The organism is Nocardia sp. JCM 34519.1, assembly GCF_020361265.1.
Classification (GTDB): Bacteria; Actinomycetota; Actinomycetes; order Mycobacteriales; family Mycobacteriaceae; genus Nocardia; species Nocardia arthritidis_A.
Window position 1 is genome coordinate 198,699 of record NZ_JAIRBR010000007.1, and the last position, 14,651, is coordinate 213,349.

The 14,651-nt window shown below is 69.0% G+C and carries 13 protein-coding genes; 6 read left to right on the forward strand and 7 right to left on the reverse strand.

Features of this window, described 5'->3' with window-relative positions; translation table 11 throughout:
- Positions 1–6: 6 nt before the first annotated feature.
- Positions 7–1,629, reverse strand: a complete 1,623-nt coding sequence (locus tag LGY53_RS19735) for a thiamine pyrophosphate-binding protein (RefSeq protein ID WP_225728150.1) — start codon at positions 1,627–1,629, stop codon at positions 7–9.
- Positions 1,630–1,631: 2 nt separating this feature from the next.
- Complete coding sequence (locus LGY53_RS19740) at positions 1,632–2,402, reverse strand: cyclase family protein (RefSeq protein WP_225728151.1); 771 nt, start codon at positions 2,400–2,402, stop codon at positions 1,632–1,634.
- A gap of 158 nt (positions 2,403–2,560) precedes the next feature.
- Here LGY53_RS19740 and LGY53_RS19745 point away from each other — a divergent pair, with 158 nt between their 5' ends.
- Positions 2,561–2,974, forward strand: coding sequence for a group 1 truncated hemoglobin (locus LGY53_RS19745; RefSeq protein ID WP_225728152.1), 414 nt, complete (start codon positions 2,561–2,563; stop codon positions 2,972–2,974).
- A 6-nt stretch (positions 2,975–2,980) separates the two neighbouring features.
- Here the strand turns inward: LGY53_RS19745 and LGY53_RS19750 are convergent, their stop codons facing one another.
- From LGY53_RS19750 to LGY53_RS19760, 3 genes are read right to left on the reverse strand one after another with little or no spacing between them, the layout of a single operon-like run.
- Positions 2,981–4,681, reverse strand: a complete 1,701-nt coding sequence (locus LGY53_RS19750) for a hypothetical protein (RefSeq protein WP_225728153.1) — start codon at positions 4,679–4,681, stop codon at positions 2,981–2,983.
- On the reverse strand, positions 4,678–6,555 hold the full coding sequence (locus LGY53_RS19755; RefSeq protein ID WP_225728154.1) for a hypothetical protein: 1,878 nt from the start codon (positions 6,553–6,555) through the stop codon (positions 4,678–4,680). The genes LGY53_RS19750 and LGY53_RS19755 overlap by 4 nt, the downstream gene beginning before the upstream one ends.
- A complete protein-coding gene (locus tag LGY53_RS19760; protein ID WP_225728155.1) occupies positions 6,552–7,886 on the reverse strand; it encodes an ABC transporter substrate-binding protein in 1,335 nt (444 codons plus the stop codon). Before LGY53_RS19760 ends, LGY53_RS19755 begins: the two co-directional genes overlap by 4 nt.
- 284 nt (positions 7,887–8,170) lie before the next feature.
- Between LGY53_RS19760 and LGY53_RS19765 the strand changes: the two genes are divergently transcribed.
- Positions 8,171–9,319, forward strand: a complete 1,149-nt coding sequence (locus LGY53_RS19765; RefSeq protein WP_225728156.1) for a lactonase family protein — start codon at positions 8,171–8,173, stop codon at positions 9,317–9,319.
- A 10-nt stretch (positions 9,320–9,329) separates the two neighbouring features.
- Here LGY53_RS19765 and LGY53_RS19770 read toward each other — a convergent pair whose 3' ends face one another.
- A complete protein-coding gene (locus tag LGY53_RS19770; RefSeq protein ID WP_225728157.1) occupies positions 9,330–10,100 on the reverse strand; it encodes a hypothetical protein in 771 nt (256 codons plus the stop codon).
- A 159-nt stretch (positions 10,101–10,259) separates the two neighbouring features.
- Between LGY53_RS19770 and LGY53_RS19775 the strand changes: the two genes are divergently transcribed.
- The 3 genes from LGY53_RS19775 (at position 10,260) to LGY53_RS19785 (ending at position 13,137) form a co-directional block, all read left to right on the forward strand.
- Positions 10,260–11,813 (forward strand): phosphatase PAP2 family protein, encoded by a 1,554-nt coding sequence (locus LGY53_RS19775; RefSeq protein ID WP_225728158.1) that lies wholly within the window; start codon positions 10,260–10,262, stop codon positions 11,811–11,813.
- A 185-nt stretch (positions 11,814–11,998) separates the two neighbouring features.
- Positions 11,999–12,628, forward strand: coding sequence for an RNA polymerase sigma factor (locus LGY53_RS19780; RefSeq protein WP_225728159.1), 630 nt, complete (start codon positions 11,999–12,001; stop codon positions 12,626–12,628).
- Entirely contained in the window at positions 12,625–13,137 is a 513-nt protein-coding gene (locus tag LGY53_RS19785; RefSeq protein WP_225728160.1) for a hypothetical protein, read from the forward strand. The genes LGY53_RS19780 and LGY53_RS19785 overlap by 4 nt, the downstream gene beginning before the upstream one ends.
- Here the strand turns inward: LGY53_RS19785 and LGY53_RS19790 are convergent, their stop codons facing one another.
- A complete protein-coding gene (locus LGY53_RS19790) occupies positions 13,138–14,043 on the reverse strand; it encodes a LysR family transcriptional regulator (protein WP_225728161.1) in 906 nt (301 codons plus the stop codon).
- Positions 14,044–14,143: 100 nt separating this feature from the next.
- On the opposite strand from LGY53_RS19790, the gene LGY53_RS19795 reads away from it, so the two are divergent.
- A complete protein-coding gene (locus tag LGY53_RS19795) occupies positions 14,144–14,632 on the forward strand; it encodes a cupin domain-containing protein (protein WP_225728162.1) in 489 nt (162 codons plus the stop codon).
- The last annotated feature ends 19 nt before the right edge of the window (positions 14,633–14,651 follow it).

A 14,651-nucleotide genomic window follows, 5' to 3' on the forward strand; every position in this document is an offset into this window, starting at 1 on the left:
GGGTGATCACCGTCCGCCGAACGCCTCGCTCAACCACCAGGCCCCGCCGTCGCTCGCGATTTTCGCATCCAGCAGCAGCGGCCGATCACGCTGTCCGGCAAGCCATTCCGGGACGATGCCGAGATCGGTGACGGTGCGGACGGTCGCCGCGTCGAATCCGGCACCGCGGGCCAGCGCCGCGATATCGGTATCCGGGAAGGTGACCGTGTCCAGATCGGCGTCGGTGAAGTGGTGCACCTCCGCACCGTAGGCGTGATCGTTGTAGACCACGGCGAGTAGTGGAATACCGAGGCGCACAACGGTTTCCAGTTCGGCGGCGCTCATGAGCGCGCCACCGTCGCCCAATGCCGCGACGGCCAGCCGGTCGGGCCGGGCCAGCGCCGCCCCGATCGCGGTCGCCAGGCCGAGGCCGATCGATTGGAAACCCTGGGTGAAGCAGAAACCGAAGTGGTCCGGCACGTCGAGGTAGGCGCTCGGATAGCCCATGAAATTGCCGGAATCGACCGCGACGACGCGTTCGGCGGGCAGTAGCTCGTTCAATGCGGCGGTGAGCGTGCGCGGGTCGATCCGGTCGGCGGTGGACAGATCCGTATACAGTACACCGCGCTGACCCCGCGCGAGCAGCGCGGCCACCTCGGGCGTGCGGTAGCCGGTGCGGGGCGCGCACTCGCCCAACACATCTCGCGCGGTCGCGCCGACATCGCCGGGCACGCCGAGGTGCACCGGCCGATGCGCGCCGAGCGCCGCCGGATCCGAATCCACTTGGGCCACCCGGGTTTCCGGTCCGATGAGGCCGCCGTTCCTGGTGGTCCACCTGGTGAGCGCGCAACCCCAGCCGACGATCAGGTCGGCGTTCTCGATCAGCTCCGCGGCGGTCGCGGAGGCGAATCCACCGGATATGCCGATGTTCCACCGATCGTCGTGAAAAAGTCCGTGCGCGACGGCGGAGGTGGCGAGCAGCGCACCCGTGGCTTCGGCGAGTGCGCGCAGTTCGGCCGGGTACGGCCGGGCGCCGCGTCCGGCGAGGAACACCGGCCGCCGCGAATCGGCGAGCAGTGCGGCCAATTCCGCGACCGCCGCGGCGGCGGGGCGCATCGGCGGCGGCGGTTCGGGTAACCGGATCGGGCGCGGCGGCGCGGCTGGGGCCGACTGCACGTCCAGCGGCAATCGCAGCACCACGCAATGGCGTTCGTCGCGGGCGGTGCGGTAGGCGCGGACGGTGTCGGCGACGGCGCTGCCCGCATGGTGGACGCGTTCGGTGACCGTGCCGACCGCCCGGGCCGCGGCGTCCTGATCGATCCGGAAATTCGACAGGGTGGCCGCATCCGGGGTGTCGGCGGCGAGGACGAGCAGCGGCGTCCGGCTCTTGGCGGCCTCGGCGATTCCGGTGAGCGCGTTGGTGAATCCGGGGCCCTGATGCAGCGATACGGCCGCGACCGTCCCGCTCATCCGCGCGTACGCGTCGGCCATGGTGGTCGCGCCGCATTCGTGGCGTGCGGCGATATATCGAACACCGTTGGCCCGCAACGCATTTGTCACGGCGAAATTGCCGCTGCCGACCACGCCGAACGCCTGCGCGAGCCCGAGTTCGGCCAATACCGCCCCGACCACTTCGGCGACCGTCGGCATGGCTACCGGCCGACCAGCGCGAGAACCCGTGCGGGACTGCCGGATCCGCCGACGATCGGCAGCGGGCAGACGATCAAACCGGCGCCGGTCGTCGGTAGGCGATCCAGGTTGCGCAGCTGGGTCAGCCCGAATTTGCCGGCGCCGAGCAGGAAATGGTGGCAGGGGAAGGGCGGGTCGAATCCGGCCGCGGCGCCGGCGTCGGTGCCGACCGTCTCCACCCCCATTCCGACAATCGCTTGTGCGGCCAGCCATTCGGCGCATGCGACCGAGATTCCCGGTGTGTGCGAGCCGGATTCGTCGGTGTTGAGGAAGGCGTCCGGATCGTCGGCGCGCTCGGCCCAGCCGGTGCGCAGCAGCAGCCAACCGCCCGAGGGCAGCGGGCCGTGCCGATCCTGCCAGGATCGCAGGTCGCCCACCTCGAGCAGAAAGTCCGGATTGTCCGCGACCCGCTCGCCGACATCGACCACCACCGCCGGGGCGAACAAGGCGCGCAATGGCACATTGGCCGCGTCGACGCCGTCGCGCCCGGTGATCCAGTGCACCGGCGCGTCCAGGTGGGTCCCGGTGTGTTCACCGGTGTGGATATTGTTCCAGTACCAGGCGGGCCCCGGCGCGTCGTAGGCGCTGATCCGTTCGAGATCGAACGGGATGGTGTTCGAAAACGGCTGTGGCAGTTGAAGAATCGGGGTGCGGCGGTGCAGTGGCGCCGTGAGGTCGACGATCTCGGTCGATCCGTCGGCGACCGCGGCCAACAACGCCCCGACAGCAGTCATGGCGTCCAGCATATCGGCTGCGGGATATCCCGGAGGCCGGTTGCTCACAGCCGGTCCGCCTACGCCGTGAGGTCGGCGAAATGTCTCCGGCACCGACCGCAACGAGGTCGCCACCGGACACTAACGGCACGGAAACCGACCGGTGTTGTCCTTTATTCATGGGTATCACCTCTTGGTTCAAGGCCAGAACGGTCACCCTGGACGAGCCCACCACGATCTACCAGCAGATCGGTGGCCACGAGGCGCTCGAAGCGGTGGTCGACGACTTCTATGTCCGGGTGCTCGCCGACGGACAATTGGCGCCGTTCTTCAGCGGCACGAATATGCCCCGGCTCAAGGGCCGTCAGGTGGAATTCTTCGCCGCCGCGCTCGGTGGGCCCGACCCGTACACCGGTGCGCCGATGAAACAGATCCATCAGGGTCGCGGCATCACGATGGACCATTTCAACCTGGTCGCGGGCCATCTCACCGATGCGCTGTCGGATGCGGGCGTGCCGCCGGAATTGGTCGCCGAGATCATCGGCGCCGTCGCGCCGCTCGCCGACGATATCGCGTCGGGTTCGGCGAGCTGAACTAGCTCAGGCGACGTCCGGCAGCGGCCACCGATCGATCCGATCGAGGGGTAGCCACGCCTCGGGTTCGTCCGGGTCGAACGGCCGCAGCCGGGCCAGCCTGGCGCGCGCCGCCTCCCAATAGCGCTCGGCCAACGGCTGATGCGGCGGCCGCAGGTTCATGGATTCCGCGAGCCAGCCGGTGGCCTGCCGCAGCACCTCGGCCTCGGTGACCTCGGTCTCGTCACCCAGCAGGAGGCTGCCGTACGGCGGGGCGACGACAACCGCGGAGCCTAGGTGCTGCAGGCAGCGCGCGGTGCCGAGCTCATGGTCCAATTCCCGGTAGCCCGCCAGCGCCCACTGCCAGTAGCGCAGCCCCCGGCGTGGTTCGCCGCGCGCCCACAGCAGCACGCCGAGCGTCTCGTGCACCTGCGCCCGCCCCGCCGGATCGCGGCCGTCCGAGGTGAGCGATTCCGCCAGCTGCAGACAATGCTGTGCGGTGTCGAGCTGCCACTGCCGCAGGTGCACCTCGGCGAGGTCGATCAGCACGCAGACCCGGCCCGGGATGTCGGTGTGCGGCACCTGCCGCCACGCCGTATCCAGATACCGTTGCGCGACAACCAGTTCCGGAGACGGTTCGGCGAGCTCGCGCAGCGCGGATCGTAACGCCCGGCGGGCGCGCAGCGCGACCGAGTACCGGTGCAACGGCGAGACGAGCGATTTCACCTCGGCCGTGCCGTTGCGTATCTCGGCGAGTTCCCGCTCGACGACACATTCGGTTTCGGCGGCGAGGCGCGAAAGTGTCTGTGCCACACCATATTCCGCCTCGTCCCAGCCCTTTCGGGCGAACCATATATCCAGTGCGTCGGCGATCCTGGACAATTCGGGGACCAGTAGCCGGGCGATTTCGGGATCCATTCCGGCGCAGGCCAGTACGAGTTGGCACAGGCCGATCCCCTCGGTGTCGAACCACCGCTGCGCGCCGGGGCTCAGCGCGGTGGAATCCAGCGCGACCGACCATTGTGTCGCCCGATCCGCGTAGTGGCGGACCAGGGTCGGCAGGGCGGCCGCCCACGCCGGATCCGCTTGCACCTCTTCGGTTTCCGGGAGTAGGGGCACGCGGGCCAGCCGCACCTGATCCTGCACGCCGCGCACCAGGATGCTGTCCTCGACCAGCTTGGTGAGCACTTCTCCGGGTGTCCGGTTGTCGATGGGCGCGTCGGGCACCCGGGCCGGCGCGGCCAGCGCCGCCGCGACCACCTCGTACAGTGCGGCCGTTTCGAAGGTGCGAAAGTCCAGATCCCGCAGGATCGCCGCGATCAGGTTGTACGGCAGATCCGGAGCCAGCTCCGGCGCTTCGGGTTCGAACTGTGCGGCGCGGGCCCGCACCAGCAGGCCCGGTTGCACCAGATCGGCGGTGGTGTTGGTGATGCGCAGCAGTTCCGCGCGCCGCCGCAGTTCGGTCACCTTCACCCACAGTGCGTACGCGGCGCCGAAGACGATGAGGAATACGGCCACCCCACTCAGCCAGCCGGCGACCGGGGCCAGCAGATGGCTCGCGCCCACCCAGCCCTCGAGCAGCTTCGACCCGATCTCCAGGATCATCGAGGTGGAGATCACCCACGCGATACCCAGAAAGCCTTGCCAGACCGACGATTTCGCCAGTACCGAGGCCGCCGACTCGGGTGACGGCGGACGCGGATCGCGCTGCGGCTCAGGGCCGTTCATCGCAGCACACCTCCGGTCAGACCGGGCACCAGGAAGCGACGCCAGGTGAGCAGCACCAGCACCACCGGCGGGATGGCGCTGAGCAGCGCCCCGGCCGCCAAATGCGCCGCGCCCTCGTTGAATTGGCGCGCCTCGCCCCACAGCAGCAGCGACCACGGGCTGATATCGGCCCCGCTCACCAGCAGCCCGACGAAGAAATCGTTCCACACCTGGACCAGCTCGAGCACCGCCACCGCACCGAGCGCCCGCCCCGCGGTGGTCCGGATCCGCTGGAACACCATGGCCGGAACGGTGCGCCCGCGCAGCGCGTCGGGGTCGGGCGCGTCGGCGGGCGCGAGCAGCGCGGTGCGCAGGATGAGCGTGGAGATCGGCAGGCCGATCGCGGCGTGCGTGACGATGAGCGGCAGCGAGGTGCCGGTGAGCCCGAGGTGTTCGATGGCGCCGCGGATGGGCCCGACATACACCTGTGCGGGCATCACGGTCAGTACGACCAAGGCGGCCACCACGATTCGCGACCGCCGTCGATCCGGATCGAGCGAGGCGGCATAGTAGGCGGCCGGCACCGCCGCGGTCACCAGCAGGCAGGTCGCCACCCCGGCCACGAGCGCGGTCTTGCGCAGCGACCGCCACATCTCGCGGTCGTGCCAGATGCTCGTGTCGCCGGTGAACGCGGGTCCGTCGAGCCCGGCCCAGCCGATCACGATCAGCACCAGGACCGGCGCGAGGAAGAATACGGCGATGGCCGTCACCCGCAGCAGCGGCCGGGCGCCCTGCAGGAACCGCTTCGCACCGGATATCCCCGGGCTGAGCCGGACCTGCACCGGAACCGCGGCGGCCAGCGGCCGCGGTCGCACGCCCTGCGGCCCGTGCGACTGCGAGAGCCAGGCCGCCAGCCCGATGAGCACCGCGAGCGGTAGCGAAAATGCCGCGGCCGCACCGGGATCGGCGCCGTCGGTGGTGAGCCGCCACCAGTGCACCGTCGCGCTGTCCAGCGAATACTGCCGGGAGCCCGGCACCGCGACCAGTACGACGTCGAAGATGCGCGCCGCGGCCACCCCGACGACCAGCCCGAACACCCACAGCATCGGCCGCAGCAGCTGATAGAGACCACGGATGGTCGGCGTGCCGTCCGGGCCCCTGACGTACGCGGCCTGTACCGGATCGGCCTCGATCGCGGTGATCGCCGACCGGAAGAGCACGAAAAGCGCACCGGCCCAGGTCCATCCGAATGCGGCGGCGAGCAGCACGGCGTACAGCAGCCACTGCGCCTGCACCCGCATCGTCTGCGTGACAAGGACATTCACCAGATCCACCGGCACTGCGAAGATCAGGCGGAAGGCCAGTCCGGCCGCGAAGGCCGCGATCCCGAACGGAACGATCAACGGCCACCACGGAATCCACGTTCGCCGGAAGCGGCGCGCGGCGAGCAGCGCAAGCCCCAGGATCGCCATCGCGACCACCACGCCCGCCGTGGTTCTGGCGTAGGCCAGGAATCCGTCCGTGCCGAGCACCAGCGCGAGCAGCCAGATCGCGACGGCGGCCCCCAGCCCGCCCGCCATACCCGCGGCCACCCGCCGCGGCCTGTTCCAGCGCGAGAGCGCGGCAGGCAGATATCGCCGCCATGCCGTCCTGATCGCAACGGCGACAACGACTATCACCACACACCAGAGGACGACCGTCCAGCGGGCGCGCGTCGCGTCGAGCACCGTCGCGCCGAGCGGGATCACCAGCACCACGATGAGCGCCGCGGCGGGCAGCAGCATGATCCAGGCCAGCCGGTCCCACAGATTCCAGCCCGGCACCAGCGGGCCTGCCATCCGCCGCGGCGCCAGCTCGACGGTCAGTCCGTTGGCATCGAATTCGCCTGCCGTCATGCGGAACTCCGTTCGAACCGGTCGAGTTCGGCGATGGCCCAGTCGATCTGGTCGGGCAGCCGGTCGACCTGTCCGTCGCCGATCTCGATCAGGAATTGGGTGAGGATGCGCCACAGCCCGTCTCGTCTGCCGACGGTGCCGACCAGGTCGGCGAGATCGAATTCGGTCCAGGAGTCCAGCCAGGTGAGCATCTCGGGCTCCAGTGCCGCGACCATGCTCGAAACCCGGATCGGCGTGCGTAGATTCGGGGCCAGGAAGCCGCCTTCGTCTTTCAGCCACGGCAGCGGGGCCAGCGGATCGGCGAGCGCGGCCACCACCTGCCCAGCCTCCTCCCGCGCGGCGGCGGTGACCGTGATGACGTCGCCGCCCGCGATCAGCGGACGGTGGAAACCCGGTGCGACCGGCGGGAATTGCATGACGCCGACGCAGTCCGCCGGTCGCCCGGTGCGCTGTAGACAGCGGCGCACCACCGGTTCGGCGAAGTCCGGCGCCACCACCAGCGCGGCCCGGCGCAGCTCGAAGACATCGCGGACCGCGTCCGGGAATTGGCGGGTCAGGGTTTGGGCGACGCCGCCGGGAAATGCGTACTTATTGCTCCAGATCCGGCCGAGCATGGCCAGGGTGGCCCGCACCGAGCCGCGATCCCAGGTACGCGCCCACGATCCCTGGCCGGGTCCGGCCAAATCCTCGTAGTCCCATGGCGATCCGTTCAACATCAGCGAGACGTCGAACAGCACGTTCGAGAACATATTCGCCAGCACCCAGCCGTCGGCGGCGCCGAGGGCGAGTAGCCGGGGTTTGCCGCGGGCGGAGAAATCCTCCTCCATCCGCCGCGGCCAATCCGCGAGCGTCCAGCCGCGCGGTTCGTCGGCCGGTTCGCGGCCGAAGGCGTAGCGGTCGTACCAGACCATGGATTTGTTCGCGGCCTTGAACGGCACCCCGTATGGTTTGCCGTTGTGCCACAGCAGGTTCCGCCATTCATCGGCGTACCGCCAGCCGTCGGTGTCCAGCCACAGCCGCTCGTCGACGGGGCGCAGCACGCTGTCGGCGAGTTGGCGGACCCGGCCCGCCTCGGGCAACAGCACGATATCCGGCGCCGAGCTGCCGCGGGCGTCGAGCGCGAGATCGATATCGTCGCCGAGCGGCAGCACCTCGACGACACCGTCGATCCGCCTGTCCCGCAGTACCTTACGGAAGGCCGCGAGCTCGTAACCGCTCCACGGCACCGCGATTCGCACCATCCCCGGCTCGCCGGTGAGCAAACCTGATCCACACGCGGAGGCCAGCGGCAGGACCAGACCCGCCTGTAGCAGAGCTCTCCGTGGAACCACGGCTCCCCCGAAAAGGTTTGTGCGCTAAGCCATCACCGGTGCTCGGGAGTGTACCCGTGGGCGTGTCGGGTTAACCGTAAAACCGTTCAGTTCGCTGCGTTACCCAGACGGTCCCCAGTTCGCCGCGGTCGAATGCGGGTGCGCGGGCGTCTATCAGCTCATATCTGTGGTCCGGCCGCTCGAATCGCGTTGCATTTTACGCAATCTCAGTTGCACCCCTTGCTAAGATGTCGTGACTTGGGTCATTCTGACGCGCAATATTCGATTGGGCGGAAGGACAGGCCGTGCGGAACGGTGACATTGGACGGCGGCAGTTCCTCGGAATACTCGGCGGGGCACTGAGTGTCGGGGCGGGCGTGGCCGCGGGCGTGCTCACACCGCCCCCGGCCCGTGCGGTCGACGGAATGCTGGCCTATCTGGGCTGTTACACGTCGGCGGGCGCGGGCGGCCGCGGGATAGGCGTCGCCGCAGTGGATCCGGCGACCGGCGGATTGACCATCGCGGACACCGTCGACGGGGTCGCGGACCCGTCCTTCCTCGCCCTCTCGCCCGACGGCCGATACCTCTACGCGGTCGACGAAAGCACCGGTGCGGGAAGGGCAACCGCGCTCTGCCTGGACACCGACCGCCCGACGGTACTGAATACCGTTGCGGTGCAGGGCAACGGGCCGACACACCTGTGCGTGACGCCGGACGGTCGCTGGGTGCTCACCGCCAACTACGACTCCGGCAGCGTCAGCATGCTCGCCGTGGCGGAGGACGGGCGGCTCGGCGCGGTCACCGATGTCGCGCAACACAGTGGCAGCGGCCCGGATCCGGAGCGCCAGGAGGGGCCGCACGCGCATCAGGTGCTGGTGGATCCGTCCGGGCAATGGGTGCTCGCCGTCGACCTCGGCGTCGACTCGGTCTACGTCTACCGGCTCACCGACGGCAAACTGACCCGGCACGCGCAGGTCGCCATGACGCCGGGCAGCGGTCCCCGGCATCTGGCGTTCCATCCGGACGGCCGCCGCGCCTACCTCGCCAACGAACTGAATTCGACTGTCACCGTTTGTGATTGGTCACCGGAAACGGGTGAGCTGCGCCCGGGTGATTCGGTAGTCGCCGACTCGGACACCGGCGGTGACCGCAACTATCCGTCCGAGCCGGTCATCTCGCCCGACGGGCGCTTCCTCTACCTGGCCAACCGCGGCCACGACAATATCGCGACCTTCGCCCTCCTCGGCGCCGCCCCGGTCCTGCTGACCACCACCCCCTGCGGCGGAAAGTTCCCGCGCCACTTGACATTGAGCCCCGACGCCCGCCGCCTCTACGCCGCGAACCAGAAATCCGATTCGGTCACCTGGCTCGACCTCGACCCCATCACCGGCATCCCCGGCCCGTCCTCCGGAACCCTGCAAACCCCCGCCGCCACCTGCGTGGTGTTCCGCTGACCCGCTCGGTTCAGCGCAGTTTGGCGACGCAGTACACGCGGGGGAGGGCCAGGCCGCCGGGGGTGAAGGTGAAGGAGCTGGTCGCGCCGTGGACGTTATCGCATTGGCTGCTCTGCATGACCACTTTGAGCACCCGGTACTTCGCGTCGCCCGCACCGCAGCCGGTGATCTCGAGGTTGGGTTTGATCGTCGTATCCCGTAGGCAGTCACCGGCTTTGGCGTTCTCCAGTGCCCGTGCCGGATCGACCTCCTTGTGCGCGAGGCAGAAGATCAGGTCCGGGCCGAGCTTGGGCAGTTTGGTGCCGTTGCCGATCTGTTTGAGTTCCCAGGTGTAGGTGACCTCCGTGCCCGCGACGCCGTCACAGGCGAGATTGGTCAACCCGCCGTCCTTGCGTTCGAGCACCTTGTAGATCGTCCGTGAGTCGGTGCACGGGAATTTGTGCACCGGCGGCGCACTGGAATCGGTGAGGCAGTCGCCCTTGCGCGCGGTATTGCTGGCCTGTTGCGGATCGGCGCCCTTATCGCCGAGGCAGACCTGCCGCGAGTCGTTGTAGTAGGTGTATGTGACGCCCGCGACGTCCTTGCAGGTGTATTCGGACCCGCTGAGTTTCTTCAGCACAACATATTTGGCCTGCGCCGACGAGCAATCGACCTTCGTGAAATCGTCGCCGCTCTGCTGTACGCAGTCGCCCTGGTCGACCGATTTCGCGGCCGAATCGCCCGAGCAGCCGCTGACGACCAACGCCAGGCACGACAAGACGGCCGCGATCCAATACCGCACGATTTCCTCCCCCTCCGCATGCGCGGACTCAGCAATGCCCCGGCATTGAACCATGATCGAATGCGGGCTGGCCAATCCGACGGCGCCGCACCCGCGAAATGTCCTGCACCCCTTGGCATCGCGCGAACCCGGTCGCGGCGATCGGTAGTGTCGGACAGTGTGCACAGCTGGCTACGCCGAAAGTTCGGTGACGTAGGGCGATTCGACCGTGCGGTGGAGGGTGCGGTCGGCAGGTTGCCCGCATCCCGGTTGGATCCGGCGCTGCTGCTGCTCACCCGCTCCGCGGATTTCGGCGCGCTCTGGCTGGTGATCGCCGCGCTGCTCGCCGCGCGGGAGGGCGCCACTCGCCGGGGCGCGGCGCGCGGCGTCGTCTCGCTCGCCGCGGCGAGCCTCACCGTCAATGTGGGGCTGAAAACGCTTGTCGGCCGCCGCCGTCCGGCCGCGGATCCGCTGCCGATGCATCGACGGCTGGTTCCGGCGCCGTCCTCGTCGTCGTTCCCGTCGGGGCACAGCGCGTGCTCGGCGGCGTTCGCGACCGCCGTCGCGCTCGAAAGTCCGCGTGCCGCAATGATTGTCGCGCCGCTGGCGGCCACCGTCGCCTATTCGCGGGTGCATACCGGCGTGCACTGGAGCTCGGATGTGCTCGTCGGCGCGGCGATCGGCTCCGGTATCGCGTTGGCCACCAGGCGCTGGTGGCCGGTCCGTGAATCGGATGAGGCCCAGGCGGCCCCCGTCCCCGGCGCGCCGTCGCTGGTGGACGGCAAAGGGCTTGTGGTGCTGGTGAATCCGGCCGCGGGTGATCCCGGCCATGACCCGACCGCCGAGATCGCCGCCGCGCTGCCCGCGGCCACCGTGCTGCGCACCGAGCCGGATCGCGACGCCGCCGAACAGTTGGAGCATGCGCTGGCCCGTGCGACCGAACCGGTGCGGGCGGTCGGCGCGGCGGGCGGTGACGGCACGGTCGCGGCGGTGGCCGCGGTGGCGCTGCGGCATGGGCTGCCGCTCGCGGTCATTCCGGCGGGCACGCTGAACCATTTCGCCCGCGACCTCGGCGTATACGATCTGCGCGAGGTGATCGATGCGACGGGTGCGGGCGAGGCGGTGGCGGTCGATATCGCCCGCGTCGATCTGGATGACGAAACAGGCTCGCGCACAAGATATTTGATCAATACCGCGAGCCTCGGCGCATATCCGGAGCTGGTGCGGCTGCGAGAGCGGTGGCAGGCGCGCTGGGGTAAGTGGCCCGCCTTCGTCGCCGCGCTCGTCGTGACGCTGCGGCGGACCGAACCGATCCGGATCCGGGTGGACGGGCGTTGGCGGACCGTGTGGTTCCTGTTCGTCGGCAACGGTCCGTATCACCCGCACGGCGCGATACCGGCCTTTCGTGACCGCCTCGACGCGGGCGTACTCGACGTGCGCTGGCTGCGCGCCGATCTGCGCTGGTCCCGCATCCGTGCGGTGCTGGCCCTACTGCTTGCGGCGATCGGCCGCAGCGAGGTGTACGGCGAGCGGCAAATCGGCGAGCTGTTCGTCGAACTGCCCGCGCCGGAGGCCGTGGCCACCGACGGCGAGGTCGCGGGCAAGGCCACCCGCCTGCGTTTCGGCGGGGCGGGCCGGATCACCGTCTACCGTCGCGACGAGACCAATCCGCGCTGGGCGGGCCGCGACCGGCCGCACAATCGGCGCGGACCGTGGCGGCGCGGCGCCGTGTGAGGTTCGGGCGCACCGGGCACCCAGGCGATCTAAAGCGACCGTCCAGTAAACCGGGAAGGGACCGGCGCGACACGGCCGTTGTGCACCGAATTCGGCCGCAATTGCCGAAGATGTAGGCTCCGATCTCGAGATTCCGTGGGGGATCGGCGAATACATGGCATGACCCCGAAGCAGGTTCCGTCGCGATGACAGATAACCGGCCACCGAGCGAGCCGGACCGGTATCGCGATCTGTTCCAAGACTATTCGCCCACCGTCTATCGCTACGCGCTACGCGCCTTCCGCGGCGATACGGATATGGCGAACGAGATCGTCCAGCAGGTCTTCCTCGCCGTATGGCAGCAGTTCGATCGCGACTTCCGGGGCAGGCCGGACGATCGGGTGCTCCCGCTCATCATGCGGATGGCGCATTGCCGCGTGAAAGACGTTTGGCGACAGGACCGGCGCCGCCCGATCCCGATCGGCCGCTACCTCGACGACGCCGTTCCGGTCTTCGCCCGTGGTCCCGAATTCGGCAACCCGCTGGACCGGGTGCTCACCGAACAGGAATTGGCGCGGCTGTGGCAGATCCTGATGCGCGAGCTCACCGAAAGCGAGTACCGGATCGCCCTGCTGTCATGGGATCTCGGGCTTTCCGATGCCGAGATCGCGCGCGACCTCGGCCGCAGCCTGTCCACGGTGTATTCGCACAAGAGCAACGCGCGCAAGAAGATTCAGGCGATCGTCAACCACGAGACACACCGTATCGAATTCGATGACGACCGGTCGGGGGAGCCGCCGACGGAGCCGGGCAACGGAGGAGAGGTGTCAGCATGAACACCGAAACAGCTAGCGCGACAACGAGAACGATCACCATCGGGCGGGTGTTCCGGGAACTGGACAGCTATCTCGCCGAAAGTGATCCGGCTTTCCACTATGACGTCGCGGCCGGATTCGCGCGATTACGGCGTGGTATGGGCGGCGTCACCGATCCGGTGCTGCGCGCGGTGATCGGCGAATACCGCGGCTTCCTCACGATCACCGAACTGCGGATCACCGGCCCGAAGTCGAGCTTGTTCGCCGCGCGGCTCGCCGACGACGCCGGCGGTGAGCGGTGGGCGCTGAGCTGGCTGCCGGGGCGGGCCTTCACCCGGGAGCAGGCGATCTGCGCCATGATCGTCGACGAGATCCTGGTGGTCCACGAACTCGACAGCACGACAACGCTGCGGGTGATCGCCGAATTGGCCGGAACCATCGGCATTCCGGTGGAGCAGGTCCTCGCCCGTCTCGCCAACGCGAAACTGGCCGAGGTCCAACCCCGCTGGGCGCACCCGGAATTCGCGTGATCATTCCGCGAGTTCGGCGATCAGCTCGGCGGCGACCGCTGCCGCGGTCCGGATGAACGCGGCCACCAGCGGACGGGTGTCCCCGGTGCGGCAGGCCACCGCGAGCACCGAGGGCGCGACGTCGAGCAGCGGACGGGTGACGACGCCCGCCCAGGGGAAGAAGCGGGAAATCGAGGCGACCGAGACCGCGACGGCATTGCCGTTACCCACCGCGGCGAGCAGATCCTCGACCGTCGCGACCTGTGCGCCGATCGTCGGTGGGCCGTCGCGATATTCGGCGAGGGTGTTGTAGTCACGGGTGGCCTGGTCCCGGTTGTCCACCCACCACGCGAACGGTTCCTTGGCCAATTCCGCGGGCGGGACGGCGGGCAGCGCCGCCAAGGGATGATCGGCGGGGAGCAGCGCGATGCGCTCCTCGGTGAGCAGCGGCGTCACCTCGACCCCGTCGGGTGCGGGCAGCCACAGCAATCCGGCATCGGCCGCGCCGGAGATCAGGCCCGCACTCCAGTCGTCGAATTCGACGCGGCCGACGGTGACCGCGACGTGCGGATATTCGGCGGAGAACGCGCGAAGCACGCGCGGGGTGATATCCAATCCGGTGACACCGCGTACGCCGATGACGAATTCGGCGCGCTGACCGGATTCGGTCTCCCTGGTGTCGGAGATCGCCGCGCCGACCGTTTCGAGGATCGCGGGCACCCGGTTCAGCAGCGTCCGCCCGGCCTCGGTGAGCGTCACCTGCCGGGTGTTGCGCAGGAAAAGCGTTGCGCCGATCCGGGTTTCGAGCTGTTTGATCTGATTGCTCAGCGCCTGCTGACTCAGGTGCAGTCGCGCGGCGGCCCTGGTGAAATTCAGCTCGGTCGCCAGCACATGGAAGGCACGCAGATGCCGCAGTTCCACGTCCACAACTGCGGATTGTAGATCCGACAGCGGATCGGTGTTTCTGTTCTCCGTGTACTGCCCCGACCATGGATGCTGGCCGGTTTCGGATAGCGGAGGACGGACGGTGCACCGGGAACGCGGCAGCGAGTTGGGGCAGTATCCGCCGATCGCGGAGTGGGCGTTCGGCTGCCTGATGGTCTGGCATCAGCTCGCCGAGACCACGGGCGGGATGCTGGCCGCGGCGGAGGTGCTGATGCCGAAAGGCGGTGAGCCGCCGGTACACGTGCATTCGCGGGAGGACGAAATGTGCCACATCCTGGACGGCGCGGTGACCGTTCGCCGCGGCCCGGCCTGGTTCGATGCCGGGCCGGGCACGTCGGTGTGGTTGCCACGCGGGATTCCGCACGGGTTCGCGGTGCGCGGCGCGACGGTGCGAATGCTGCGGCTGTATACCCCGGCGGGTGTGGAGAAGGCGCTGCGGACGTTCGGGACGGCGGCGACCGACCGGGCGCTGCCGCCGGCGTGGCTGGCCGCGCCCGCCGCGGCCGAGGTGGCGGCCGAATTCGCGCGATACGGTGTGACGGTGCTCGGTGTGAATCGATCGGAGGGGTGAATATGTCTGTGCCACAGGC